Origin of the sequence: Pseudomonas sp. FSL W7-0098 (assembly GCF_005930585.1) — a bacterium.
Taxonomy (GTDB): Bacteria; Pseudomonadota; Gammaproteobacteria; order Pseudomonadales; family Pseudomonadaceae; genus Aquipseudomonas; species Aquipseudomonas bubulae.
The window spans coordinates 182,540-208,519 of record NZ_RXHW01000003.1; the positions used below are offsets into that span (position 1 = coordinate 182,540).

The following is a 25,980-nucleotide window of genomic DNA, read 5'->3' on the forward strand; positions in this document are numbered from 1 at the left end:
CAGGACGTTTTTCTATGGCTGGCAGTAGCTTGCTGATGTTGCTCGATGATATCGCCGCCGTGCTCGATGACGTCGCTCTGATGACCAAAGTGGCCGCCAAAAAAACCGCCGGTGTGCTGGGCGATGACCTTGCGCTCAACGCCCAGCAGGTATCGGGCGTGCGTGCCGACCGGGAGTTGCCGGTGGTGTGGGCCGTGGCCAAGGGTTCGTTTCGCAACAAGGCGATTCTGGTACCGGCAGCGCTGGCCATCAGTGCCTTTGCGCCCTGGGCGGTGACGCCGCTGTTGATGGTGGGTGGGGCTTATCTGTGTTTCGAGGGTTTCGAAAAGGTCGCCCACAGTTTCACCCACAGCAAGGCCGATGCCCAGAGCCAGCGCCAGGCCTTGCAGGAGTCGCTGGCCGGTGCTGAAGTCGATCTGGCGGCGTTTGAAAAGGATAAGGTCAAGGGCGCCGTTCGTACGGACTTTATCCTGTCCGCCGAAATCATTGCCATCACCCTGGGCATCGTCTCCGACTCACCGCTGATGCAGCAGGTGGTGGTGTTGTCGGGTATCGCCATCGTGATGACAGTCGGGGTATATGGCGTGGTGGGTGGCATCGTCAAACTCGACGATGGTGGCCTGTACCTGAGCAAGAAGACCGGCGACGGCGCCTGGCCGCGGTTCCAGCGCAGCTTTGGCCGTGGTGTGTTGAGCGCAGCCCCGTACATGATGAAAAGTCTGACCGTGATCGGCACGGCGGCAATGTTCATGGTCGGCGGCGGTATCCTGACCCACGGTGTACCGCCGTTGCATCATTGGGTTGAAGGCGTTGCGCAAGGCAGCACGCAATGGCTGGGTGTGGTGTCGGTGATTGTGCCGACCCTGCTCAACGCCGTGGCCGGCATTATTGCCGGCGCGGTGGTGTTGGCCGTGGTGTCTGTCGCGAGCAAGGTCTGGCGGGCCATCAAGTCCTAGGCCGCGATGGCACGGGGCAGGGTACTGTCCTGCAGCAATCGATAGCCCAGCACCGCGAACAGCAGCATGACGCCGCCGGCGGCCAGCGACACGCTAAAACCGGCCTGGGCGCCGTACGCGTCCACCACCCAGCCGCCGAGTACCGCACCGAGGGCCACGCCCATGCCCAGACCGGTGATCATCCAGGTCAGGCCTTCAGTCAGCTTGGCGGGTGGGACAATGTTTTCCACCAGGCCCATGGCGGTGATCAGGGTGGGGGCAAAAAACAGCCCGGCGATCAGCATGCCCACGGCCAGGGTGGCGATGCTGTCGGCCCACAGCAGCGGCACCATGGTGATGGAGGTGGCCAGGGCGCCGAGCACAAACAGCCTGGGCAGCGGCATGTTCAACTTGAGCATGCCGAACACCAGCCCGGCAGCGCACGATCCCAAGGCGTACATCGACAATACAATGCTTGCGGCAGCCGGTTGGCCCTGATGCTGGGCAAAGGCCACGCTAACCACATCCACCGTACCCACAATCGTGCCCAGCCCAAGCAGGGCCAACAGCAAAACCACCACGGCGCCCTGGCGTAAGACTGTGCCCTGGTGCTCGCTGCTACGCGGGTGTACCGGTGGTTCGGTGCTGCGTTGCAGCACAAACACGCTGACGCCGATGGCCAGCAGGATGGCTGCCGCCAGTGGTCCGGCCTGGGGGAACAGCGCCACACTCAGGCCCACGGAAATCGGCGGGCCGATAATAAAGCTCACTTCATCGAGTACCGACTCGAACGAGAACGCCGTATGCAGTTTGGGCGAGCCGCGATACAGCTCGGTCCAGCGTGCCCGCACCATTGCCGACATGCTCGGCATGCAGCCCGACAGGGCGGCGAACACAAACAGCGTCCAGTCCGGCGCGCCAAAATGACTGCACAGCAGCAAGGCCAGCAGGGCGCTGACGCCAATGGCGGTGACACCGGGCAGGATGCGGCTCTGGCCGTAGCGGTCGACCCAGCGTGAAATCTGCGGAGCCAGCAGGGCTGTGGCCAGGGCAAAGGTGGCGGCTACGCCACCGGCCAGCCAATAGGAACCTTGCAGTTGCGCCAGCATGGTGATGATGCCGATGCCGACCATTGAGATCGGCATCCGCGCGATCAGGCCCGCACCGCTGAAAGCCTTGGTGCCGGGGGCGCTGAAAATCTCGCGATAGGGGTTGGCCATACAAGCTCCGGAACAGTGTTGGGGATTGCTTTCGTAGCCGCTGCCGAAGGCTGCGTTCGGCGACGCAGTCGTCGTCAAACCATTGAATGCGGACTTTCAGGAGAACCGCATCTACTGTTTTTACGGTTGCTTCGCAACCGAACGCAGCCTTCGGCAGCTGCTACGGGAATGTGTGATTGCCGAGCATGACATACGCGGCGTATGTAGAAATATACGCATACACAGCGTATGTCAATTAACATACGTCGCGTATCCAAAAATAAAGGTGACAGGCATGGCGCCCAAAGCGCGGTCGCAAATGATCGAAGAAACCCGTGGCAAGCTGCTTGAGGCGGCTCGCCTGGCATTCAGTACGGTGGGCTATGCCCGGACATCGATGGACGAATTGACGGCTTCGGTCGGGCTGACGCGTGGCGCGTTGTACCACCATTTTGGCGACAAGAAAGGCTTGTTCAAGGCCGTGGCCCAGCAGATCGATGCCGAGCTGGATGCGCAGCTGGCGCAGGTGTTTGAGCAGGCGGACAGCCATTGGCAAGGGTTTAAGGATCAGTGCCGGCTGTATCTGGAGATGGCCCTGCAAGTCGAGGTACAGCGCATTCTGTTGCGCGATGCGCCTTCGGTGCTGGGCTCGCAATATGTGCAGAACACCCAGTCGGTGTGCTGCCTGTCGATGGCGTCGATGTTGCAGGGGCTGATGGACACCGAGGTGATTCAGCGCACCGATCCCGAGGCGCTGGCGCGTCTGATTCAGGGCGGGCTGATGGATGCGTCGTTCTGGATTGCCGAGGCCGACAACCCGCCGCAGCGTCTGGCCGCTGCGCTGGACAGCCTGGACCTGATGCTGCGCGGTTTGCTGCGGGTGCCTGAGCCGCGCTGACGCGGCCCGGGCCCGTGCATCAGAAGTGGTACTTGATCAGCAGGCTGGTGGTGTTCTGATTGGTCTTGAACGCGCCGCTGTCTTCGATGCCGTACTTGTTTTTCCAGTAGTCGTATTCCACACCGACATACAGTTGCTTGGCGCTCCAGCTCAGGGCCTTGCCCAGGTCATATTTAACCTGCGGGTTGAAGTGCAGGTTGGCGTGGTAGGTGCCGCGTGAGTTCTGGTCGTTGTCGACCACCCAGTCCATGTAGCCGTCGATCAGCACATCGGAGTTGCCCAGGGGCAGGGTGTAGGACCACACCGGGGTGATCTGCCACACACCTTTGCCGGCGCGGCTGCCTTCCGGGAAGCGCTGGTAGAAGTTCAGCTGGAAGTAGTCAAAGCCCGGCACGTTCAGGTCGAAACCCGGACCGATCAGGTAGGCATCGGTATCGCCTTCGCCAAACTCGTAAGTCATGGCCAGCAATACGTCCTTGATCGGGCCGAATTCAAACTTCTGGTCGAAGATCTTGCCGAACGACAAACGCGGGGTGAATTCACCGTAGTAGGTGTTCGGGCCGACGTTGCCGTCTTTCTTGCCGTTGTAAAAGATACGGTCAAGGAAGAAGAAGTTGTCACCGTACTTCCAGCTGTCAGCATGCTCGAAGGTCATGGTCTGCTGAATTTTTGGATTGACCTGGAAGTCCTTGCCGTACAAGTAAGTCAGGCTGTTGGTTTGCCATTGCAGCAGGTCGCCGGCGACTGCCGGAGCCCCGCCCAGCATGCTCCCCGCAAGCATCAGGCCGGTAAGTGTGCGCTTCATTCGGTTAGCTCCAAAATATAGAAAGTTGTGCAAGTAGTGCGAACGTGGCGCTCTGTTGTGGCGCCTTGGTTCATGGTTTTAAAAGTTGCCTTTACGGTCAGCTTCAGTGCTTTTAGCAAGTTCGGGGCCATACCTGTTTTATAGCCATGAATAAACCCTCGACTGCGCGTTGGCAGTTGAGTGCAGGGGGCGGCAGGCAGGCCGTAAACCTTTGATATAAAGGCAAAAGTTGGCTTTAAAGTCAGCTTTTAAAAACGTCGCGTTTAAGCGGGCGCGCAGGATACGGGCTCTGGCGCGTGCACTCAAGCGCTCTGTTAAAGCCCAGGGCGGGCAATAACAGAGCATGCACAGTCTAGAGCTTAGAAGTGGACTTTGATCAGGGCACTGGCGGTGTTCTGGTTGGTATCAAGACGGCTGCTGCTTTCGATGCCGTACTTGTCCTTCCAGTAGCTGTATTCAATCCCGACATAGAGCTGTTTTTCACCCAGGTTCAGGGCCTTGCCCAGGTCATATTTGATCTGTGGGTTGAAGTGCAGATTGGAGTGGTAGGTGCCGCGTGAGTTCTGGTCGTTGTCCACCACCCAGTCCATATAGCCGTCGATCAACACGTTGGAGCGGCCCAGGGGGATGGTGTAGGAAAACGACGGAGTGATCTGCCAGACCCCGGTGCCAGGGCGTGGGCCCTCGGTATGGCGGCGATAGAAGTTGAGGGTGAAGTAGTTGAAGCCCGGTACCGCCAGATCAAAGCCCGGGCCGATCAGGTAGGCCTCGCTGTCGCCTTCGCCATATTCATAGGTCATGGCCAGCAGCACATCCTTGATCGGGCCATATTCGAATTTGCGGTCGAAGATCTTGCCGAACGACAGGCGCGGGCTGAACTCGCCGTAATAGGTGTGCGGGCCTTTGTTGGGGTCTTCTTTGCCGTTGTAGAAAATCCGGTCGACAAACAGGAAGTTGTCGCCGTACTTCCATTTGTCCGCATGTTCGAAAGTGACGGTTTGCTGGATCGACGGGTTGATCGCGAAGTTCTTGCCGTACAGGTAGGTCAGGCTGTTGGTTTGCCATAAAAACAGGTCCCCGGCCATTGTCTGGCTGGCAGCCAAAAGTCCACCTGCGAGCGTGACGCCCCAGTGTTTGCACTTCATGGGTAACTCCCTTTTTTATTGTTTTTGTAAAGCGAGAGCCCCTCTCCCTAGCCCTCTCCCGGAGGGAGAGGGGATTGGTCGTGCGAGCGCTCAGGAACACCACCGATCAGCCCCCTCTCCCTTGGGGAGAGGGTTGGGGTGAGGGTCAGGGCTCAGTGCTGGTGCACATGCCCGCTCATGGCTGCGCGTTCGGAACCGCCCAGCACATTGAACATCAGGTTCAGGCACACCGCGCTGACAGCGGCCATGGCGATACCGCTGTGGGTGATGGGGTCCATCCACAGTGGCAGGTGGGCGAAAAACTCAGGACGCACCACCGGGATCAGGCCCATGCCGATGCTCACGGCCACCAGCAACTGATTGCGGCGGTCGGCGATGTCGGCTTCCTGGAGGATCTTGATCCCGGTTGCCGCGACCATGCCGAACATGGCAATGGCGGCGCCACCCAACACTGCAGGCGGAATCGAGGCCACCAGGTACGCCGCTTTCGGCAGCAGGCTGAGGGTGATCAGGAAGATACCGGCCATGATGGTTACCGAGCGGCAACGCACGCCGGTCATTTGCACCAGGCCAATGTTCTGGGCGAAGGAGGAGTGGGTGAAGGTGTTGAAAAAACCGGCGATAAACGAAGCGCCTGCGTCACACAGCAAACCGCGACGCAGCATGCGCGGGGTGACTTCCTGATCGGTGATTTTGCCCAGCGCCAGGAACATCCCGGTGGACTCGACAAAAATGATCACCACCACCAGGCACATCGAAAGAATCGGTGCCAAATGAAACTCCGGCATGCCGAAGTGCAAGGGGGTGACAACCTGGAACCACGGCGTATTGTCCAGCCCGGAGAGGTCGACCATGCCGATGGCGCCTGACAGCACATAGCCCAGGGCCATGCCGATCAAGACCGACACATTGACCCAGAAGCCGCGCATAAAGCGGTTGATCAGCAGGATGGTGCCCAGCACCAGAGCCGCGATGGCCAGGTACACCGGCGAGCCGAATTGCGCCGCAGCACTGCCGCCACCGGCCCAGTTGACCGCAACGGGGAACAGCGACAGGCCGATCGACGTAATGACAGTACCGGTGACCAGGGGAGGAAAGAAGCGCACCACCTTGGACATAAATGGCGCAATGATCATTCCGAAAAAGCCCGCGGCGATGGTCGCGCCGAAGATCCCGGTCAAGCCGATACCCGGCATCCCGGCCATTGCCACCATGCTGCCAACGGCGGCAAAGCTGGCGCCCATCATGACCGGCATGCGAATACCCATGGGGCCGATACCCATCGACTGCACGATGGTAGCGACACCCGCCACCAGCAGGTCGGCGTTGATCAGAAACGCGATCTCTTCACGACTCAGGCCTGCAGCCTGTCCGATGATCAGCGGCACGGCCACGGCGCCGCCATACATCAGCAGCACATGCTGCAAACCGACCAGGATCAGTTGCAGCATGGGTAGCCGCGCCAGCGGGGGCGGGGCGGTCACGGCGGGTATGCGCGGTTCGGTTAAATCGGACATGCAACACCTCGGTCATTTTTATTGTTGTGAGCTAGTGGTGTGTTCTTGCGGCCGCAGCGGGGCTGCGACCGCAAAGGCGGTGCGTCAGTTGGTCCGTGCCCCTGCATTGATCCAGGCGCCGACCAGGTCGCGCTCCTGTTGCGTCATTTGCGTGATGTTGCCCAGCGGCATGATCGGCGTGACAACGGCCTGAGCCTGAATGCGCGGGGCCATCAGCTGGATCTGTTGCGCGGTGTCGAACATCACGCCTGCCGGAGCCGCACTGAACAACGGGCTGCTGGGGGTGGCGGAATGACAGACCGTGCAGCGCTCCTGGATCACCTTGTGGACTTGTTCAAAATCGACGGTGGCCACTGGCGCTGCCGCGGGTGCCTGTGCCGGTGCCGCTGGCGGAGCATCTGCAGCCTTGACGCCGCCCAGGGCGGTTTCCGGCAGCGGTTGGTACTTGATCACCTTGGCGGTTTCTGGCGCTGTCGACACAGGCTTTGGACCGGTAACGTAAGCCAGGCAAATCATGCCCAGGGCTGCGACCGGCAGGGTCCAGGCATATTTGTGGCTGTCGTGGCGGGTGTTGAAGTAGTGACGTACCAGCACTGCCAGCACCGCAATCCCGGCCAGGATCAACCAGTTGTACTGGCTGCCATAGGTGCTCGGGAAGTGGTTGCTGATCATGATGAACAGCACCGGCAAGGTGAAGTAGTTGTTGTGTCGCGAACGCAGCAGGCCTTTGGCCGGCAGAGCCGGATCAGGGCTGCGGCCTTCCTTGATCGCGGCTACCAGGGCACGTTGTGCCGGCATGATGGTGCGGAATACGTTACCGACCATGATGGTGCCGATAATGGCGCCCACGTGCAGGTAGGCACCGCGCCCGCTGAACACTTTGCTCAGGCCGAACGCTGCTGCAACCAGCAGCACAAACAGGACGAAACCGAGCAACGCCGGGCGTTTGCCCAGGGCGGAGTCGCACAGAAAGTCGTAAACGAACCAGCCGGCAATCAGCGAGCCGATACCGATGGCAACCGCTTCAGGGCCGCTCATGCTGCTGCCTGGAGCAATCAGGTACAGCGCGGGGTTGAAGTAGAACACCAGACAGAGCAGGGCGATGCCCGACATCCAGGTGAAATAGGCTTCCCATTTAAACCAGTGCAGGTTTTCCGGCATGGTGGGTGGGGCCAGTTTGTATTTTTCGAGGTGGTAAATACCGCCGCCGTGAATCGCCCATAGATCGCCAGCAAGGCCATCCTTGGGGTTGGCCCGGTTAAGGTTGTTCTCCAGCCAGACGAAATAAAACGACGCGCCAATCCAGGCCACACCGGTAATCATATGAATCCAGCGCACGCTCAGATTCAGCCATTCCATTAGATGTGCTTCCACAGTCTTTACCTCTTGCCCGTCACTCTTTTGTGAGTGTTGGACCTTCTCTTATTGGTGGGGGGCGAGGAACAGCAACTGATCCTCTTTAAAGAAATGCTCATCGCAGTTATTACCGCTGCCACTGCGATCAACCACCAGGAAGTCATCCCGCTTTTCGATCGTCAGCACCGGGTGGTGCCAGACGCCGCGATGGTAATTGATGCCCTGCCTGCCATTACTGACAAAGGCGCGGACCAGGTCCGATACAGGTTCATCGCCAACGGGCGCGACCACGATCAGAAAGGGGTTGCCGAGCAGCGGTATAAAAGCCTGGCTGCCCAGCGGATGGCGCTCCAGCATGCGTACGGTGAACGGCATGTCCTGCGCCTCGGCGCGGAAAATGCTGATGATCGCCTTGTCCTCTGGCGTAGCCGTTTCGACCTCGGCCAGACGGTGAAAGCGCATGGTCGAACCGTTATTGATCATGAAGTGGTCGCTGCCATCGGTTTCAATCACGTCACCGAAAGGGGCGAAGGCTTCTTTGGTCAGAGGTTCAATCATCAATGTGCGCATGGTGGTCTTCTTATTCGGGTTTCTGTGGTGTCAGTTTTGTCGCTATCGCGGGTAACCCCGCTCCCACAGGATGAATACATTTCAAATGTGGGAGCGGACTTGCCTGCGATGGGTGCAGCGCTTATTTGGCGACTTTGCCCAATACGCGGATGCGGCTTACACCACCATCCGGGAACAGGTTGAGGCGAATGTGGGTGATCGGGCCGAGGTTTTTCAGTTGCTCGCTGTAGGTGTGTTCAGCGTGCATTTCCATTTTTTGGCTCGGCAGCAGTTCACGCCAGAACAGCGACTGGGTTTCGATCTGGCTGTCGGTACCGCCCTTGACGTACGCGCCCTGGATCGAGCAGCTGTCCGGGTAGTTGCCCTTGAAGTGCAGGGTATCGACGATGATTTTTTCGATCTCGCCCGGGTGGCCCAGCGCGACGATGACCCAGTCATTGCCCGGGGTACGACGACGTGCAGTTTCCCAGCCATCGCCCATATTGATGCCACGGCCAGGGTTGAGGATGTTGCTCATGCGGCCGAAGTGTTCGTCGGAGCAGGCGAGGGCGCGGCCACCGTTGAGAGCTGCGGCCAGATCGACCTGTTCGTTGTCGCCTACTGCCGACCAGTCACGGAACGGCACGCCGTACACGCGCAGACGCGCTACGCCGCCATCCGGGAAAATGTTGAAGCGCAGGTGGCTGAAGGCCTGGTCATTGTTGATTTCGTGGTAGTGATGGCTGTTGCCCTGCAGCTCGACGGCCGACAGTACTTCCACCCACTGGGTGTTTTCATTCGGTTCGCCCGAGGCCAGGAAGCAGGCTTCCAGCGAGGCCGATGGTGGAAAGTTGCCGGTGAAGAATGAAGTGTCGATGTCCACACCCTTGATCGAGCCCGGAACGCCAAGACGGATGACGGCACTGTCATAGCCTTCGAAGCGCTTGCGGCGGGACTCCCAGCCGTCCATCCACTTGCCGTTGTCATCGAAAACGCCCTCCTTCCATACGGCCGGGGTCGGGTGGAACATGCGGTTGGCGTCGGCAAACCAGTCATCGGTTACCGAAACGATTTTGGTGCCCAGGCGGGCATCGGCCAGGTTGACGAACTTCTCGAAAGGTACGGCGTAAGCTTTCATTCTTCTTGTCTGCCTTTAAATGAGTGGCTGGAGATGCGTCATCGGCGGGTGCCGGTTCGGCTTAGAGCTGGAGTAATCGGAACAGGGCGATCTTGTTGATTTCTGCCAACGCGCACTTGAACTCGACGTCTGCCGGGTTATGGATGCGGGTTTCGAACGCGGCGAGGATCTGGTGCCGGTCGCTGCCTTTTACCGCCATGATGAAGGGAAACTTGAACTTGGCTTTGTAGGCCTCGTTCAGCTCGGTGAAGCGTTGAAACTCTTCGGCCGTGCATTGGTGAATACCGGCGCCAGCCTGTTCATTGGTGCTGGCTTCGGTCAGTTGGCCCTGGACGGCTGCTTTGCCGGCCAGGTCCGGGTGAGCGTTGATCAATGCCAGCTGGCTGGCGTGATCGGCGCTCAACAAAATGTCACTCATGCGCTGGTGCAGGGTTTCGATCTGGTCGACGCTGCTGTCCAGGCCCAGGTCGTAGGCCTTTTCGGCAACCCAGGGCGAGTGTTCGTAGATATCGGCAAAAGCCGCCACGAAGGCTTCACGGCTCAGTTGTGAAGGCTTGAGGGTCTTGAAGGCGCTCATTTGGCGGTCTCGGCAATAAAAGGGTGGGTGGCGTGCCAGTGGCGGGCAATGTCCACGCGGCGGGTGAACCAGACCTGTTCGTGGCCCTTGGCGTACTCAATGAAACGCTTGAGGGCGGCGAGGCGCGCAGGGCGGCCAATGAGGCGGCAATGCAGGCCGATGGAAAGCATCTTCGGCGACTCTGCGCCTTCGGCGTACAGCACATCGAAAGCATCCTTGAGGTACTGGAAAAATTGCTCGCCGGTGTTGAAGCCCTGCACCTGGGTAAAGCGCATGTCATTGGTATCCAGGGTATAGGGGATCACCAGATGCGGTTTGCCGGTGGGATTGTTGGGTTCCCAGTAGGGCAGGTCGTCGTCATAGGTATCGCAGTCGTACAAAAAGCCGCCTTCTTCCATCACCAGGCGCCGGGTGTTGGGGCCGGTGCGGCCGGTGTACCAGCCCAGCGGGCGTTCGCCGCTGATTTCGGTGAGGATGCGGATGGCTTCGAGCATGTGTTCACGCTCTTGCGCTTCATCCATGTACTGGTAGTCGATCCAGCGATAACCGTGGCTGCAGATCTCATGCCCGGCCTCGACCATGGCGCGGATCACATCCGGATGGCGCTGGGCGGCCATTGCCACGGCAAACACCGTGAGCGGAATATCGAACTCGCGAAACAGCTTGAGGATGCGCCACACGCCTGCACGGCTGCCGTACTCGTACAGCGACTCCATGCTCATGTTGCGCTCGCCCTGCAATGGTTGGGCTGAGACCATTTCCGACAGGAAGGCTTCAGACTCCTTGTCACCGTGCAGGATGTTGCGCTCGCCGCCTTCTTCGTAATTGAGAACAAAAGACAGGGCGATGCGGGCGTTGCCCGGCCAATGCGGGTGTGGAGGGTTTGGACCGTAACCAATCAGGTCGCGTGGGTAGTCAGCGCTCACTGCAGTCTTCCTTATTGTTCGTGGTAACAGTCGATTGGCCAGACCTGGCGTCACTGCGATGAGCTGATTGTATACAACTTTACATTTTATTTGTAACCCTGATTTTTGCTATTTCTACCACGATTTGTACAGAAAGAGTACTTGCAAGAAACCTGCCTGATTGGTCAGTTTATGGTCGAAAGGTCTCTGAGGACTGCGGCTTTGACGATTAATGCCGTGCAGGCCCCGTAGCGTCGGGGGATGCGCAGATTGTCATTTTTAATTGTGTACAATTTTTTTGATAAATGTCTTAATCGTGTCTTCGCCGAGCCTTTTGGTGCGCCAAAAGAGGGCGGCAGCCGTTTTTTTCACGACTCGGGAGGTCGCACAATCAATGGGACGTTTGACTACGCACGTTTTGGATGCCGCACACGGCTGCCCGGGCAGCTCGATCAAGGTCGAGCTGTATCGGGTTGAAGGTTCGGGGCTGGAGTTGGTCGCTACAGCCCTGACCAACAGCGATGGCCGTTGCGACGCGCCGTTGCTGGAGGGGGAGGCCTACCGTTCCGGGGTTTACCAGGTGCAGTTCAGTGCCGGTGATTACTACCGCGCACGGGGTGTGAAATTGCCGGAGCCGGCGTTTCTGGATGTGGTGGTACTGCGTTTCGGGATCAGCGCCGAGCAGGATCACTACCATGTACCGCTACTGATTTCGCCGTACAGCTACTCGACCTATCGCGGTAGCTAATCGTTTTCGATCTGCGCATGTGGTTATTTGCCCGCTCACACTGCGGGCTTTTTTTTGCCTGTCTAAATGCCATGTCCGTAGCAGCTGCCGAAGCAACGAGGCTGCGTTCGGCGGCGTAGCCGTCGTAGAACCTGAATCCGCTGTCCATCAGATAAATCGCGAACTCAGGTCTTACGATTGCTTCGCAATCGAACGCAGCCTCGTTGCTTCGGCAGCTGCTACGGGCTTGTGTGCAATCAGCGGCTCAACAACGACGCCGTGCCTGCCACGCTGAACAGCCCGGCACTGACCCGGTTGAACCAGCTCTGGCCCTTGCCGCTGCGCAGGTACCCCGCCGCACCGTGGGCACCCAGGCCGTAGGCCAGCTTGCACAGCAGGTCGAGCACGGTCCAGGTGGCGATCATCACCAGTAACTGGTTGAGGAACGGTAGATCGGGGTTGAGAAACTGCGGCAAAAAGGCAGCAAAGAACAGAATGTCCTTAGGATTGCTGGCCCCCAGCACGAACGCGCGCCCAAACAGGGCGCTAAAGCGCGGTATTGGTGCGGCTTCGGGCACATTGGTGACGGTGGCCGGCTGACGCGATTGTTTCCAGCTTTGCCAGGCCAGGTAAAACAGGTACAGCGCGCCCACGATCTTCAGGGCGCTGAAGAGTTTTTCCGAGGCCAGCAGCAAGGCGCCCAAACCCAGTGCCGAAGCGCTGAGCAGGCAGATCGAGGCAAATACACCTCCCAGAAAAGCCGGGTACGAACGGCGCAAGCCGTAGTTCAGACTGTTGCTGATCATCAATAACGACAGCGGCCCTGGAATCAGGATTACCACCAATGCCGCGCTGCTGAACAGCAGCCAGGTTTCCAGACTCATCACTTCCTCCCAAACAACAAAGGCCCCGCGTCATTGCGGGGCCGATTGATACCGCCCGGTTTACAGGAAAATAAACTTGGCGATGAAAATAGCGCAGAGCACCCACAGGCTGACGGAAATTTCCCGGTATTTGCCGGTGCCTGCCTTGAGTGCGACAAAGCTGATAAAGCCCAGGGCTATCCCGTCGGCGACCGAGAAGGTCAAAGGCATCATGATCACGGTCACTATGGCCGGGATGCAGTCAGTGGGTTCGTCCCAGTTGATGTGCTGCATGCCGCCCATCATCAGCATGGCCACATAAATCAGAGCGCCTGCCGTGGCGTAAGCGGGGATCATGCCAGCCAGAGGGGCAAAGAACATGGCGGCCACAAACAACACGCCCACGGTGACGGCAGTAAGCCCGGTACGCCCGCCTGCCGCAACGCCTGCGGCGCTTTCCACGTAGCTGGTCACGGGTGGCACGCCGACCACGGCACCGAACACGCTGGAGGCGCTGTCGGCCTTGAGGGCCCGGGACAGGTTTTCGATCCTGCCATCGGCCTTCACCAGCCCGGCACGCTGGGCCACGCCCATCAGGGTGCCGGCCGTATCGAACATGTGTACAAACAGAAAGGCCAGCACCACGCTGATCATGCTGATGTTGAAAACGCCCTTGAGGTCCATGGCCATCCAGGTCGGTGCAAGGCTTGGCGGTGCCGACATGATGCCGTTGTAATGCACCAGGTCCAGGCCCCAGCCGGCGAGGGTCACGGCGATAATGCTGATCAGGATGGCGCCGAAGACGCGGTGATAGCTCAGAATCGCAATCATCAAAAAGCACACCGCTGCCAGCAGCGGGGCAGGGTCGCGCAATGAACTGAGCTTGATCAGGGTGGCCGGGCTGTCGACGATAATGCCCGAGGTTTTCAGGCCGATAATCCCCAGGAACAACCCCACCCCGGCACCCATCGCGTACCGCAAGCTGACGGGAATGCTGTTGAGCAGCCATTCACGCACCCGCGACAGGGTCAGAATCAGGAACAGCACACCGGAGACAAACACGGCACCCAATGCTGTTTCCCAGCTGTAACCCATGGTTCCGACCACGGTGTAAGTAAAAAACGCATTCAGTCCCATACCTGGCGCCAGGCCTACTGGCCAGTTGGCGTAAAGCCCCATCAACAGGCTGCCGAGAGCGGCGGCAATGCAGGTGGCGACGAAGGCTGCACCATGATCGATCCCAGCATCGGCCATGATGTTGGGGTTGACGAAGATGATGTAGGCCATGGTGATGAAGGTGGTCAGCCCGGCAATCAGCTCGGTTTTGACCGTGGTGCCATGCAGTGACAGTTTGAACAGGCGTTCCAGCCAGCTGCGGGCGGCGGGCGTGGCAAGTTCGACAACGGGTATTTCTGACTTTTGGCTGTCCACGGTGATTTCCTCAGGCTTTTATTATTTTTAAGGGCACTGGGTGTGGCGGGAGATATTTTTCTGACTTTCGGGTCAGAAATGCAGGCGAAGTGAATTATGCTTTTGTATACAAAAAAAGCAAATAATGTTTTTAAGATTGTGATCAGAAAGTGATGGGTGGGTGTCTGTTTTCTGTGGGAGCGAGTTTGCTCGCGATTGGATCGCTGCGGTACAACTGGAGTACTGCGGCGCCTGCATCGCGGGCAAGCCCGCTTACAGAACAAGCCACCTTCCACAGGAACCCTGCTCTAGAGCTGGCGGCTTTGTCCCAGGGCATGATTGACCGCCAGCCAGCCATTCACCGCGTCTTCACCTGCCTGAGCAAATACCCTTTGCAGCAGCTTGACCTGTTCGCGGCGCAGGCTCTTTTCGAAGGCCACACCGTCGGCAGTCAGTTCCAGCAGGCGTTTGCGCTTGTCGGTCTCGGGCGCGACGCTGCGCACCAGGGCCATCTCGATCAACTGGCGTAATGGCGTATTCAGGGCCTGCTTGCTCACGCCCAGTAAGGTCAGCAGTTCCTTGACGCTGACACCGGGGTGGTGGGCGATAAAAAAAACAATACGCTGATGCACCCGACTCAGCCCACGACGTGCCAGCATTTCATCCGCTTTGGCGGTAAATGCTTGATAGCCAAAGAAGAAGGCTTCCATGGCGGCGCGCTGAGTGGTCGGATTTTTAAGGTCAAGCATATTGACGTATCTAGGGTTCGCGGCGTAGTTTCGGTCAAACAGTTTGACTTATTTCCAATTACTTCCGCTACCGGTGATCTGTATGGCCTTCTCCGAACGTGTTTCCCGCCTGAAAAGCTCCTTGATTCGTGAAATTCTGGCTGCGGCCCAACGTCCGGAAGTCATGTCTTTCGCTGGCGGGCTACCGGCCGAGGCCATGCTGCCCAAGGTCGACTGGACCGATATGCCTGCCTCGATGGGTCAATACGGCATGAGCGAAGGTGAGCCGGCACTGCGTGAAGTACTTGCTGCAGAGGCTCGCGCACTGGGGGTTGATTGCGACGCCAGCCAGGTGATGGTGTTGAGCGGTTCGCAGCAGGCGCTTGATCTGGCAGCCAAGCTGTATATCGACAAGGGCACCGAAATCATGCTCGAAGCACCGACCTACCTGGCGGCGCTGCAAATCTTCCAATTGTTCGGTGCCGAATGCCTGACGTTTCCGCTGCAAGCTGATGGCCCTGATCTGGCTGCGTTGCGCGTGCAGCTGGAAAAACACAGCCCGGCGTTCATCTACTTGATCCCGACGTTCCAGAATCCGTCTGCTGTGCGTTACAGCGAAACCAAGCGCGACGCGGTTGCTGCCTTGCTCGACGAGTTCGGCGTGACCCTGATCGAAGACGAGCCGTACCGCGAGCTGAACTTCGACGGCGGCAGCGCCACACCGATTGTCAGCCGCCTGAAAAAAGCCAGCTGGATCTATTCCGGCACGGTGTCCAAGACCCTGTTGCCTGGTCTGCGCGTCGGTTTCCTGATTGCCAGCCCTGACCTGTATCCGCACTTGCTGCGCCTTAAGCAATCGGCTGACCTGCACACCAACCGCGTTGGCCAGTGGCAAGCCTTGCAGTGGATCGGCACCGAGAAAATGAGTAATCACCTGGCCGAACTGCGTGATTTCTACCGCGTGCGCCGTGACGGTTTTCAGCTGGCGCTGGAAGAGCATTTCTCGGATCTGGCTGACTGGCATGTGCCCCAGGGCGGTTTGTTCTTCTGGCTGACCCTCAAGCAACCGTTCGATACCCGCACTTTGCTCAAGCCTGCGCTGGAACAGAACGTGGCCTTTATGCCTGGCGAGCCGTTCTTCGCCAACCCGGACCAGAACGTGGGCAGCCTGCGCCTGAACTTCAGCCACATCGATCCGGCACGTCTGCATGAGGGCCTCAAGCGTTTGGCCAACGTGATTCGTCAGGCCCAGGCTGCCCAGGCGGCCTGAAGGAGGCGCAATGCTCAAGGTTTATGGCGATTACAACTCGGGCAACTGCTACAAGATCAAGCTGATGCTGCATTTGCTGGGGCTTGAGTATCAGTGGTTTGCCGTGGACATTCTCAAGGGTGAAACCGAGACCCCGGAGTTTCTGGCGAAAAACCCCAACGGTAAAGTGCCGGTGCTGGAGCTGGAAGACGGTACGTGCCTGTGGGAGTCCAACGCGATTCTCAACTACCTGGCCGACGGCAGCGAGTTTTTGCCGACCGAACCGCGTTTGCGCACGCAAGTGCTGCAATGGCAGTTTTTCGAGCAGTACAGTCATGAGCCTTATATTGCGGTGGCGCGCTTTATCCAGTTTTACCTGGGGCTACCCGAAGAGCGCTTTGAGGAATACCGCAAGCTGCAAAAGCGTGGCTACAAGGCGCTGGACGTGATGGAGCAACAGCTCACGCGCACGCCGTATCTGGTGGGTGAGCAATACTCGATCGCCGACGTGACGCTGTATGCCTATACCCATGTGGCCCATCAGGGCGGGTTTGACCTGAGCGGCTACCCGGGTATTCAGGCCTGGCTGGCGCGGGTGGCCAGCCATCCGCGGCATGTGGGAATGCTCGATTGAGCAAATCGCCCCTTTAAAAAAACCGGCCAAGTGCCGGTTTTTTTGTGCGCACATTCTGTAGCCGCTGACGAGGTCTGAAGGAAACTTCAACTGTGGGAGCGAGCCTGCTCGCGAAGGTCGTTCGCGAGCAGGCTCGCTCCCACAGGGAGGGTAGACCGGGGGATGGCCTTAAACGTTGGCAAAGCGCTGGTTCAGGTAGTCAATGATCACCTTGGACTCATACATCCAGGTGGTTTTGCCGCCTTCTTCGATGCGCAGGCAAGGTACTTTGATCTTGCCCCCTTGCTCCAGCAGGGTCTGGCGATCCTGCTCGTTGTTCTTCGCGTCACGCAGGGCCACTGGCACATTCAGGCGGCGCAGGGTGCGGCGCGTTTTTACACAGAAAGGGCAGGCGTGGAACTGAAACAGGGTCAGGCCCTTGGCAGCCTGGTCGACCTGCGCCTGAGCGGCGGCAGGGCGCTGCTTTTTGCTTGGACGTGTCACGAAATCGCCAGCGATGATGAGCTGACCCAGGCCTACGCGAAGCGCTTTGATAAACACAGTAAAAGCCTCATGGGCAAATTAAGAAGGGACGCAGCTTACCTGAAATTGTGCAGGCGAAAAAAAACCGGCGATAAACGCCGGTTTTTTCTGTGCCGCAGTTACTTGATCAGGCTGAGAAACTCGCTGCGCGTGGCGGCGTTTTCGCGGAACTCACCCAGCATCACCGAAGTGATCATCGACGAGTTCTGCTTCTCGACACCGCGCATCATCATGCACATGTGCTTGGCCTCGATCACAACGGCCACGCCCAGGGCGCCGGTGACTTGCATCACGGCGTCGGCGATCTGGCGACTGAGATTTTCCTGGATCTGCAGGCGACGGGCATACATATCGACAATACGCGCCACTTTCGACAGGCCCAGCACTTTGCCGCTCGGAATGTAGGCGACATGGGCCTTGCCGATAAACGGCAGCAGGTGGTGTTCGCACAGCGAGTACAACTCGATGTCCTTGACCAGCACCATTTCGCTGTTGTCTGAGCTGAACAAGGCACCGTTGGTGACTTCTTCCAGGGTTTGTTCATAGCCGCGGCAAAGGTACTGCATGGCCTTGGCGGCACGCTTTGGCGTATCCAGCAGGCCTTCACGGGAAACGTCTTCGCCGAGTTGACCGAGGATCGCGGTGTAGTTTTGTTCCAGGGACATTAATCTACCTGTGGGATTTTTCGCAAAGAGTAAGGGTACGGGGGCTGACACGACGCTGCAAGCGTGATGACACGCTGTTACTCGTCACGCCCCTCCATCATGGTGCGCTTGAGCATCACATAGACCGCGCCGGCGCCGCCATGCCTGGCCTGGCAGGAGCAGAAGCCCAGTACCTGTGAGTGCTGGCGCAGCCAGGTGTTGACGTGGCTTTTGATCATCGGGCGCTTGCCGTCCAGACGCACGGCCTTGCCGTGGGTAACGCGCACGCAACGTACTTCAAGGCGCACGGCTTCACCGAGGAATTCCCAAAGGGTTTCGCGGGCCTTTTCAACGGTCATGCCGTGCAGGTCAAGGCTGCCTTCAAAGGCGATCTGCCCCAGCTTGAGCTTGCGCATCTGGCTTTCCTGCACGCCGTCACGGGCCCAGCTCAGCTGGTCCTCGGGGCCAACATCAATCACAAACTGGTCTGACAGGCCGTCGATGATGGTCGCGTTGGTGCGCACAATGGCGTTCTGGCGCAACTTGGCCAGCTGCGCACGGTCAGCCTTGGGTTTGCCGGTGTCGGCACGATCATGCTTGATCGGTTTGACACCGCGAATCTCGTTTTTGAACAGGGAAAAATCGTCGTCTTGCATGTCAGCCTCCGCGAAGGGCTGCCAGTTTACCCAAGTCGACGACAATCGGGCGGCGGATATGCGTCAGTCGTGTTTTTTCATCAGGTGCGGGGCCATGTTCAGGCCAAATGGCTTGCGCATCAGGCGCCGGCGTCGACGCCACATCCATACCCCTAGCCAGCACACCAACAGGCCGGACACCAACACCAGTGTTGCACCTGCGGGGCTGGCATTGAGCTCGCCCAGTGCCGTTGGATGGCCAATCAGGCTGGCGGCACCCGCCAACAGCAACAGCATGCCAAGCAGTGCCAGCAGCGCTGCAAACATCAGTACCAGGCGCGAGCGCCAGTCGCGATGAGCCTTGGGGCGCAAACGCCGAGCATCAAAACCATCGGAGATCTTCATTCCGATCTTTCCTTAAAGGGTATCGGCCCTTCGACAGGGACTTCGTCAGGTTGTTCCTGAGTGTAGTGAAATAGGAAAGCGCCCGCAGGCTGGAGCTGGTCCGGGATGGGCGGTTGCAGGGGCCGCCCGTCAACGTCCGGTTCAGATCAAATCAGGTTTTGGGTCAACGTCAGGGTGGCAAAGTTGTCGTTCATGATGGCCATTTCGGCTTTTTGCACTTGCTCGGCGCTGATAATGCCGTCCGCGGTCGGCAGGTCGCGGGTGGCGCAGGCGTCTTCCACCAGGGTGCAGCGCAAGCCGTAGTCCTTGGCCGCACGCACGGTAGTGCTGACGCTGGAGTGGCTCATGAAGCCGCAGACGATCACATCCAGCGAGCCGAGGTTTTCCAGGGCCTTTTGCAGCCCGGTGTCGTTGAATGCGTTGGGCATGCGCTTCTCGATAATCTGCTCATCACCCTGTGGTTCCAGGCCCTTGATGAAGGCGCCACGCTCGCCCTGAGGGTCGAACATACCGCCAACGGTGCCCAGGTGACGGATATGGATGACCGGGCGCTTTGCCTTGCGGGCAGCTTCAAGCAGACGGGCAATGTTGGCGGTGGCCGCGTCCATGCCGGAAAGGGCCAATGGCCCGCTCAAGTACTCATTTTGCGCATCGATGATCAGCAGGCTGGCGTTGCTTAGATTGGCTGCGGCATAGCCACGTCCTGTGAGTTGAAACATCGTCTTTAAAGCGGGCATTCGGGGGCTCCTTTGAATGGGGCTTTTGCGACATTCTCCACTGGCGGAGCGTTTATGTGAATGACTAGTCGTGCAGGCCTTGTGGTTGCTGGCCTGTAGCGATGTCAAGCAAATATGTTGTAGCCATAAAATGTACAAAATGGAGCGATTTCAGTTTTTTATTGTACACGGTCTTACTTTTTGAAACGCCGTCACGTGTAGTCGTCCGGCCACCTTTGGCGCGTCGGAGTTTGGCTGTTAGAATCGCCAATCGATTTTGAGGAGTAAGACCATTGATCACTTCCCGCCTGCGCACTCTGCGCGACCATATTCGCTGGGCCGTTAGCCACTTTCATGGGGAAGAGTTGTTCTTTGGTCATGGTACCGACAATGCCTGGGACGAAGCCCGTCAATTGGTGTTGGGTGCGCTGAACCTGCCGTGGGAAATTGCCGATAGTTATCTCGACTGCCGCCTTGAAGACGATGAGCTGGTGAACCTGCAGCATCTGCTCAAGCGCCGTATCGAAGAACGCGTGCCCACGGCCTATCTGTTGGGTGAGGCCTGGTTCTGCGGCATGTCGTTTATCGTTGATGAGCGCGTGCTGATCCCGCGTTCGCCGATTGGCGAGTTGATCGAAAAACGTTTTGAGCCGTGGCTGGCTGCCGAGCCCGCGCGCATTCTTGACCTGTGTACCGGTTCGGGCTGTATCGGCATTGCCTGTGCCTATGAGTTCCAGAGCGCTGAAGTGGTGCTGGCCGACCTGTCCTTCGAGGCCCTTGAAGTGGCCAACCAGAACATCGAGCGCCACGGTGTCGACGCACGGGTTTACACCGTGCAGGGCGACGGCTTTGATGGCTTGCCGGGGCAGCGTTTCGACCTGATTGTGTCCAACCCGCCGTATGTGGATGCCGAAGATTTCGCCGACATGCCGGCCGAGTATCAGCACGAGCCGGAATTGGGGCTGGCCTGCGGTGACGACGGCCTGAACCTGGTACGCCGGATGCTGGCCGAAGCGGCTGATCATCTGACCGAAAAAGGCTTGCTGATCGTTGAGGTAGGCAACAGCCAGATACACGTTGAGTCGCTGTACCCGGAAGTCGACTTCGCCTGGCTTGATTTTGAGCGCGGGGGGCACGGTGTATTCATGTTGACCGCCGAACAGTGCCGTGCCCATCAGGGGCTGTTTGCTTCTCGAATCTGATCAGGCAAGAGCATTACAAACGCTGCAATACCTCTTCGCTTTTTGTTCGTCCGCAACTCGATACATTCGACAACGGCTGGGCATCAAGCGAAGCGGTTTTGGCACGCATCTCCCTGAAGTGGCTGCCTGCTTGATGCCCGTATTGGTTTGTATACGAGGATCAAAGCATGACACAAGCGTCCCGGTTTCCTTTGGCTCCCAGCGACACTGATCTCGACACGCGCGCCCGATGCCTCCTTGAGGGCTTGACCCTGCGCGAAAAAATCGGGCAGAAGTTGCTCGTGGCCTTTCGTTATTGGTGTCCTGACGACCAGCCAGCGTGCACCCTGAGTACCACCCGGTTCAATTCCGCCATGGGCGATGCCCTGCGTAACAACGCCATTGGCGGGGTGATTTTGTTTGGTAACAATTTGAGTTCGCTTGAGCAGGGCAGAACCCTTCTGGATGATCTGCGCGCTGTGCCCCCGGTCGCGGGTGAACTCGGCCTGTTGCTGGGGGTGGACGAGGAGGGGGGGTCAGTGTTTCGCCTGCCGCGCAGGGCGGCCACGGTTTTCCCGGGCAACATGGCATTGGCTGCGGCCTGGCACGGCGGTGGTGACGAGCGGATGGCTTATGACCAGGGTGTGGTGTTGGCCGCCGAGATTGCGGCTCTGGGGTTTAACTTGAATTTTGCCCCAGTGGTGGACGTCAACAGCAACCCGTTCAACCCCGTCATCAATGTGCGCGCTTTTGGTGATGATGTACGCACGGTCAGCCTGTTGGCCCGACGCATGATGCAAGGTATGGCTGCACAGGGCGTGATCGCGGCGTACAAGCATTTCCCGGGGCATGGGGATACGGAAACGGACTCGCATATCGGGCTGCCGGTGGTGAACAAGTCCCGTGAAGATGCCTGGGCAATTGATCTGGCGCCCTATCGTTTGGCCATTGAAGCGGGTGAAGCGCCAGAAATGGTCATGACCGCCCATATTCAATATCCTGCGCTCGATAGCACCCTGGTTCAGACGCGCACCGGTGAACCGATTATTGCACCTGCGACCATGTCGCGGAAAATTCAGCACAATATTCTACGGGGTGAGCTTGGCTTTCAGGGCGTGAGCATCACGGATGCGATGGATATGAAGGCCATTGCCGGTTTTTTCGGTCAGGCCGACGCCGTGATAAAGGCTTTTCAGGCGGATGTGGATATCGCCCTGATGCCCATTGAATTTCGTACCGCTCGCCAGGCCGGGCTCCTGTCCGGGTTGGTTGATCAGGTGGTAGCGGCTGTCGAGGCGGGCGATATTGATCGACAGGAACTGGATCAGTCGGTATTGCGGATTGTGCGAATGAAGTTGCGCAACGGGATTACCGCCGAGCAGGGCGCCAGGCCTCGACCTGAGTTGAATATAATTGGCAGCCCGGCACATCGTGCGCTCGAGCAACGTATTACCGCGCAATCCATTACATTGATTCGTAATCAGTGCGCCGCGTTGCCTCTGAAGAACCAGTGCGCGCGGATCTTGATCCTGACCCCGAGGAATGAGCAGGCCGAAGCCTTGCGCCGCAGGTTCGAGGAGGCCGGCTATCCTGCGCTCCTGTTGACAGGCAAGGCGCTGAGAGGCGTTGGCTGGGTTGAGATAAAGCGGGCGATCAACGCCGCAGAAACGGTGATTCTCGGTACCTCTTCAATCGGTGTCAGTGCTGTCGTGCGAAATGCGCATGCCGATCAGTTGTTGTCAGGAGCAACCGTGCAGAGCAGTTTGCAATGGCTGCGCTGTGCCATGGAATACGCCACGTCCCGCGGCAAGCTGGCTATTCATCTGACGATGAACTCGCCCTACGATGTGGTGGAATTTGACGATATCGCCGGCGCCACATTGGCGACCTACTCGTCCAGGGGGTATGACCGAGGTCTGCTGGGGCCAGCCTTGCCGGCTGCTGTGGATGTCATGCTGGGGCGGAGCGTCCCCGTGGGGCGTTTGCCGGTTGATATTTTTGCCCTGGCCGATGGCAGCCAGCCGGGGGCGTTGCGCTACCCCAGGGGAACAGGTCTTGGCTATCCGTAACCCATAGTGACCCTGTGCAGCGGGTGGGTACCATCAGCGGTGCGTCGCAATCCAGATCAACAACCCTGCCTGGAACACCGAAAAGGCTACCAGGCAGGTGATGGTAAAGCGCAGGCCCATTTCTTCGCGCTGGTACCTGCCGAGTTTTTCTTCTTTTTCCCGCAGTTTTACCTCTTGTTCCTGCAAGTTCTGTTCGGCTTGCTGGAGCATTTGCGCAGTCTCAAGAATGTCGAGGAACTGAAGCTTTTCGCCATTCCAGCTGTCCAGCAACTCGCCCACTTGCACGTCTTCGATCCGTGCCTTGAGAAACTGGGCGTCGGCATACACCACATCAAAGCCCTGCACCCGCAAAACATGATCGCGGCGCAGGCGGCTGTCTTCATTCAGGGCGTCCCGGCTGGCCAGGTCGGTGCCGTCAACGCGGTAGTGCGACCATTTTTTCTGCGCCCACAACGCGGCCTGAGCCAGCAGAAAACGGCCGATCCCGCGGTTCGCCGGTTCAACTTGCAAACCGCGCTCAGGGCTGAAACGCACGCGGTGGGTGCTATGGTCGACCCACAGGTCAAGCTGGTTCTGTTCGCTGCGCACGCGCTGGCCCGGCAGGGTGATGGTCATGCGCAGCAGGCTGAGGTCTTTGCTGTGGCGTGTGGCGTGGCCAAACTGCACAAAGCGTAACGGCCGTGCCCCGGTGTTGCGGTCAGTGGGCAGGGGGGCGAGGCGCAGCATGCGCAAATGCTCGGGCTGCACATCGGCCCAAGGCAGCGGCGGGGCCTCGGGCACTTCCGGTGCCTCGGGCCCGGCGGGTTGTGTTGGGGTGTCGCTCATAACGGCTCGATCCTGTGCTGGATGTCAGCCAAGCAAAGACGGCCGACACCGGTTTATCGGCCGTTATGCGCAGTACTGTAGGGCTGGCCCGCATTGACTTTCGTGATAAAGCGCACAGTTCGGTCGCCCAGTTCGCCTGCCAAACGCTGATTGGGGTCGTTATAGGACTGCACCTGGCGCTTCATGTCCATTGGCACGATGCGCATCACGTGGTTCATGCCATTGATCAGTGTCAGTACGGCATCGGGCTTGGCGGCCTTGAGCAGGCGGGCATCCTTGACCTCTACCTGAATGTCGTGGGTGCCCTGAATGATCATGGCCGGCATTTTCAGTGCGGCGAAAGCGGCTGCCGGGTCATGGCGCAGCAGGCTGATCATGTACGGCTGCACGCTGGGGCGGAAGATCACTTGCAGATCCTTGGGCACCTTGTCGTCGGTCTTGCCGGCTTCCAGGCTGCTGATCAGCTCAAAACTGCGCTTGAGCAGGGCAGGCGGCAGGTGATTGCGTTGCAGTTGCTCGCGCAACAGCACGCCCACCGGGCGCCCTGTACCGGCAATCGAAACCACGCCGGCAGCACCGATTTGTGGGGCTGCCAGGCTGGCGATCATTGCGCCTTCACTGTGCCCGAGCACAAACACCTTGCCAAAGCGCGGGTCGCTTTTGAGTTTCTCGCCCCAGGCCACGGCGTCGGACACATACTGATCGAAGTTGAGCTTTTGCTCGTCAGGCCCGGCAGGCTGGCTCTGGGCGATGCCGCGCTTGTCGAAGCGGACGCTGGCAATATTGCTCTGGGCCAGGCGCCAGGCCAGTTTTTTCAGGGCGTCATTGCGCCCGCCGATAGGGTTGTTGCCGTCGCGGTCAGTCGGGCCGGAACCGGCAATAATCAGCACCACGGGTACGGGCTTGTCGCTCTTGGGCAAAACCAGCGAGCCATACAACGTGCCGGAGCCGGTATCGAGCTCAATGGGCCGCAGCAAGACATTGGAGGGCGGGGCCGCCAGGGCCTGGGTGCCAAAGCCAAACAGGGTCAGTGCTAATAAAAGTATTCGCAGCATCATAGCGCCATCATTGTCTAGTGTGCCGGTTGGACAAACCCGGATGAGTAAGGTTCGAGGATGAACTACAGAGGTAGCCTGCGTATACTGGCGCTTTTGGTTATCTGGGATCTGTTCAACATCTGTTGTGTTGCAACAAGACTTGAACTGATCCCGGGCTGAACTTTATCGGCTGATTTTCGCGGAGCGCCCTGCATGTCCGGCAATACCTACGGCAAGCTGTTCACTGTCACCACCGCTGGCGAAAGCCATGGTCCGGCGTTGGTCGCCATTGTTGATGGCTGCCCGCCAGGGCTGGAGCTGTCCCTTGAAGATTTGCAACGTGATCTGGATCGACGCAAGCCCGGCACCAGCCGCCACACCACCCAGCGTCAGGAGGCCGACGAAGTTGAAATCCTCTCCGGGGTGTTTGAAGGCCGCACCACTGGCTGCGCCATTGGCCTGCTGATCCGTAACACTGACCAGAAGTCCAAGGATTACTCGGCGATCAAGGATCTGTTCCGCCCGGCCCACGCTGATTACACCTATCACCACAAGTACGGCGAGCGCGATTACCGCGGCGGCGGGCGCAGTTCGGCGCGTGAAACGGCCATGCGTGTGGCCGCCGGTGCCATCGCGAAAAAGTACCTGGCCACCCAAGGCATCGTGATTCGCGGTTATATGAGCCAGCTGGGCCCGATTGAAATCCCGTTCAAGACCTGGGACTCGGTTGAACAAAACGCCTTTTTCAGCCCTGACCCGGACAAAGTGCCGGAGCTTGAGGCCTATATGGATCAACTGCGCCGTGACCAGGACTCGGTTGGCGCCAAAATCACCGTGGTCGCCGAAGGCGTGATCCCGGGGTTGGGCGAGCCGATTTTCGACCGTCTGGATGCCGAGCTGGCCCATGCGCTGATGAGCATTAATGCCGTAAAAGGTATTGAAATCGGCGCCGGTTTTGCCAGTGTTGCCCAGCGCGGCACCGAGCATCGCGACGAGATGACCCCTGAAGGTTTCCTGAGCAACAACGCCGGCGGCATCCTGGGCGGTATTTCGTCTGGCCAGCCGATCGTTGCCCACCTGGCGCTCAAGCCAACCTCGAGCATCACCACCCCGGGCCGCTCGATCGATGTGCATGGCAATCCGGTGGACGTGATTACCAAGGGTCGTCATGACCCGTGCGTGGGTATCCGTGCCACGCCGATTGCCGAAGCCATGATGGCCATTGTGCTGATGGATCACCTGTTGCGTCATCGCGGCCAGAACGCCGACGTACGCGTCAGCACGCCCGTACTGGGCCAGTTGTAATGCAAG

Annotated in this window: 27 protein-coding genes; 8 read left to right on the forward strand and 19 right to left on the reverse strand. The window is 59.0% G+C overall.

Translation table 11 applies throughout. From position 1 onward, the window contains the following. Window positions 1–14 precede the first annotated feature (14 nt). Window positions 15–956, forward strand: a complete 942-nt coding sequence (locus tag FHL07_RS06440; protein ID WP_095002062.1) for a DUF808 domain-containing protein — start codon at window positions 15–17, stop codon at window positions 954–956. Here the strand turns inward: FHL07_RS06440 and FHL07_RS06445 are convergent. Beyond that, the gene (locus FHL07_RS06445; protein ID WP_095019576.1) at window positions 953–2,155 is read right to left on the reverse strand and encodes an MFS transporter; all 1,203 of its coding nucleotides are present in this window, start codon (window positions 2,153–2,155) and stop codon (window positions 953–955) included. The two genes, FHL07_RS06440 and FHL07_RS06445, sit on opposite strands and share 4 nt — an antisense overlap. Before the next feature lie 274 nt (window positions 2,156–2,429). Here FHL07_RS06445 and FHL07_RS06450 point away from each other — a divergent pair, with 274 nt between their 5' ends. Next, entirely contained in the window at window positions 2,430–3,032 is a 603-nt protein-coding gene (locus FHL07_RS06450; protein WP_095002060.1) for a TetR/AcrR family transcriptional regulator, read from the forward strand. 19 nt (window positions 3,033–3,051) lie between these two features. Here the strand turns inward: FHL07_RS06450 and FHL07_RS06455 are convergent, their stop codons facing one another. The 8 genes from FHL07_RS06455 to puuE all read right to left on the reverse strand — a co-directional run bounded on the left by FHL07_RS06455 (window position 3,052) and on the right by puuE (window position 11,045). Beyond that, window positions 3,052–3,837 (reverse strand): outer membrane protein OmpK, encoded by a 786-nt coding sequence (locus FHL07_RS06455; RefSeq protein ID WP_138738217.1) that lies wholly within the window; start codon window positions 3,835–3,837, stop codon window positions 3,052–3,054. Between the two features lie 359 nt (window positions 3,838–4,196). Then, window positions 4,197–4,982 carry an outer membrane protein OmpK gene (locus tag FHL07_RS06460; RefSeq protein WP_095002058.1) on the reverse strand — a complete coding sequence of 262 codons (786 nt, stop codon included), beginning with the start codon at window positions 4,980–4,982 and terminating at the stop codon, window positions 4,197–4,199. Between the two features lie 152 nt (window positions 4,983–5,134). Further along, window positions 5,135–6,499: a nucleobase:cation symporter-2 family protein gene (locus FHL07_RS06465; protein WP_095002057.1), complete on the reverse strand. Its 1,365-nt coding sequence runs from the start codon at window positions 6,497–6,499 to the stop codon at window positions 5,135–5,137. An 84-nt stretch (window positions 6,500–6,583) separates the two neighbouring features. Then, on the reverse strand, window positions 6,584–7,873 hold the full coding sequence (locus FHL07_RS06470; RefSeq protein WP_095002056.1) for a urate hydroxylase PuuD: 1,290 nt from the start codon (window positions 7,871–7,873) through the stop codon (window positions 6,584–6,586). A 48-nt stretch (window positions 7,874–7,921) separates the two neighbouring features. Further along, window positions 7,922–8,425: an ureidoglycolate lyase gene (locus tag FHL07_RS06475; protein ID WP_016781501.1), complete on the reverse strand. Its 504-nt coding sequence runs from the start codon at window positions 8,423–8,425 to the stop codon at window positions 7,922–7,924. A gap of 121 nt (window positions 8,426–8,546) precedes the next feature. Next, window positions 8,547–9,542, reverse strand: coding sequence for an allantoicase (gene alc, locus FHL07_RS06480; RefSeq protein WP_138738218.1), 996 nt, complete (start codon window positions 9,540–9,542; stop codon window positions 8,547–8,549). Between the two features lie 61 nt (window positions 9,543–9,603). Continuing rightward, window positions 9,604–10,119 (reverse strand): 2-oxo-4-hydroxy-4-carboxy-5-ureidoimidazoline decarboxylase, encoded by a 516-nt coding sequence (gene uraD, locus FHL07_RS06485; RefSeq protein ID WP_016781499.1) that lies wholly within the window; start codon window positions 10,117–10,119, stop codon window positions 9,604–9,606. After that, a complete protein-coding gene (gene puuE / locus FHL07_RS06490) occupies window positions 10,116–11,045 on the reverse strand; it encodes an allantoinase PuuE (protein ID WP_138738219.1) in 930 nt (309 codons plus the stop codon). Before puuE ends, uraD begins: the two co-directional genes overlap by 4 nt. A 373-nt stretch (window positions 11,046–11,418) precedes the next feature. On the opposite strand from puuE, the gene uraH reads away from it, so the two are divergent. Then, window positions 11,419–11,772 (forward strand): hydroxyisourate hydrolase, encoded by a 354-nt coding sequence (gene uraH, locus FHL07_RS06495; RefSeq protein WP_095002054.1) that lies wholly within the window; start codon window positions 11,419–11,421, stop codon window positions 11,770–11,772. Between the two features lie 236 nt (window positions 11,773–12,008). Here the strand turns inward: uraH and FHL07_RS06500 are convergent, their stop codons facing one another. From FHL07_RS06500 to FHL07_RS06510, 3 genes are all read right to left on the reverse strand, one after another. Further along, the gene (locus tag FHL07_RS06500; protein ID WP_095019573.1) at window positions 12,009–12,635 is read right to left on the reverse strand and encodes a LysE family translocator; all 627 of its coding nucleotides are present in this window, start codon (window positions 12,633–12,635) and stop codon (window positions 12,009–12,011) included. Window positions 12,636–12,695: 60 nt separating this feature from the next. After that, window positions 12,696–14,045, reverse strand: a complete 1,350-nt coding sequence (locus tag FHL07_RS06505) for an NCS2 family permease (protein WP_138738220.1) — start codon at window positions 14,043–14,045, stop codon at window positions 12,696–12,698. A gap of 287 nt (window positions 14,046–14,332) precedes the next feature. After that, window positions 14,333–14,773 carry a MarR family winged helix-turn-helix transcriptional regulator gene (locus FHL07_RS06510; protein WP_095002051.1) on the reverse strand — a complete coding sequence of 147 codons (441 nt, stop codon included), beginning with the start codon at window positions 14,771–14,773 and terminating at the stop codon, window positions 14,333–14,335. Between the two features lie 82 nt (window positions 14,774–14,855). Here FHL07_RS06510 and FHL07_RS06515 point away from each other — a divergent pair, with 82 nt between their 5' ends. Both FHL07_RS06515 and FHL07_RS06520 read left to right on the forward strand, forming a co-directional pair. Next, window positions 14,856–16,022, forward strand: coding sequence for an aminotransferase-like domain-containing protein (locus FHL07_RS06515; RefSeq protein ID WP_138738221.1), 1,167 nt, complete (start codon window positions 14,856–14,858; stop codon window positions 16,020–16,022). Between the two features lie 10 nt (window positions 16,023–16,032). Further along, the gene (locus tag FHL07_RS06520) at window positions 16,033–16,635 is read left to right on the forward strand and encodes a glutathione S-transferase family protein (protein WP_138738222.1); all 603 of its coding nucleotides are present in this window, start codon (window positions 16,033–16,035) and stop codon (window positions 16,633–16,635) included. A gap of 168 nt (window positions 16,636–16,803) precedes the next feature. Here the strand turns inward: FHL07_RS06520 and FHL07_RS06525 are convergent, their stop codons facing one another. The 5 genes from FHL07_RS06525 to FHL07_RS06545 form a co-directional block, all read right to left on the reverse strand. Then, on the reverse strand, window positions 16,804–17,175 hold the full coding sequence (locus FHL07_RS06525; protein ID WP_095002048.1) for a glutathione S-transferase N-terminal domain-containing protein: 372 nt from the start codon (window positions 17,173–17,175) through the stop codon (window positions 16,804–16,806). A gap of 101 nt (window positions 17,176–17,276) precedes the next feature. Beyond that, a complete protein-coding gene (gene folE / locus FHL07_RS06530; RefSeq protein ID WP_003442011.1) occupies window positions 17,277–17,822 on the reverse strand; it encodes a GTP cyclohydrolase I FolE in 546 nt (181 codons plus the stop codon). A gap of 77 nt (window positions 17,823–17,899) precedes the next feature. Further along, window positions 17,900–18,457: a Smr/MutS family protein gene (locus tag FHL07_RS06535; protein WP_095002047.1), complete on the reverse strand. Its 558-nt coding sequence runs from the start codon at window positions 18,455–18,457 to the stop codon at window positions 17,900–17,902. Between the two features lie 63 nt (window positions 18,458–18,520). After that, window positions 18,521–18,841: a hypothetical protein gene (locus FHL07_RS06540; RefSeq protein ID WP_095002046.1), complete on the reverse strand. Its 321-nt coding sequence runs from the start codon at window positions 18,839–18,841 to the stop codon at window positions 18,521–18,523. 146 nt (window positions 18,842–18,987) lie between these two features. Then, complete coding sequence (locus FHL07_RS06545; RefSeq protein WP_095002045.1) at window positions 18,988–19,578, reverse strand: cysteine hydrolase family protein; 591 nt, start codon at window positions 19,576–19,578, stop codon at window positions 18,988–18,990. Window positions 19,579–19,850: 272 nt separating this feature from the next. Here FHL07_RS06545 and prmB point away from each other — a divergent pair, with 272 nt between their 5' ends. Together prmB and FHL07_RS06555 are read left to right on the forward strand one after the other, a co-directional pair. Beyond that, window positions 19,851–20,759: a 50S ribosomal protein L3 N(5)-glutamine methyltransferase gene (prmB, locus tag FHL07_RS06550; RefSeq protein ID WP_095021341.1), complete on the forward strand. Its 909-nt coding sequence runs from the start codon at window positions 19,851–19,853 to the stop codon at window positions 20,757–20,759. A gap of 167 nt (window positions 20,760–20,926) precedes the next feature. Next, window positions 20,927–22,807, forward strand: a complete 1,881-nt coding sequence (locus FHL07_RS06555; protein WP_095032290.1) for a glycoside hydrolase family 3 protein — start codon at window positions 20,927–20,929, stop codon at window positions 22,805–22,807. 33 nt (window positions 22,808–22,840) lie between these two features. On the opposite strand, the gene FHL07_RS06560 is transcribed toward FHL07_RS06555, so the two are convergent. Together FHL07_RS06560 and FHL07_RS06565 are read right to left on the reverse strand one after the other, a co-directional pair. Beyond that, the gene (locus FHL07_RS06560) at window positions 22,841–23,632 is read right to left on the reverse strand and encodes a hypothetical protein (RefSeq protein WP_095021343.1); all 792 of its coding nucleotides are present in this window, start codon (window positions 23,630–23,632) and stop codon (window positions 22,841–22,843) included. Between the two features lie 53 nt (window positions 23,633–23,685). Then, the gene (locus tag FHL07_RS06565) at window positions 23,686–24,690 is read right to left on the reverse strand and encodes an alpha/beta hydrolase (RefSeq protein ID WP_095002042.1); all 1,005 of its coding nucleotides are present in this window, start codon (window positions 24,688–24,690) and stop codon (window positions 23,686–23,688) included. A gap of 192 nt (window positions 24,691–24,882) precedes the next feature. On the opposite strand from FHL07_RS06565, the gene aroC reads away from it, so the two are divergent. Then, a complete protein-coding gene (aroC, locus tag FHL07_RS06570; RefSeq protein ID WP_095019567.1) occupies window positions 24,883–25,974 on the forward strand; it encodes a chorismate synthase in 1,092 nt (363 codons plus the stop codon). Window positions 25,975–25,980: the final 6 nt, after the last annotated feature.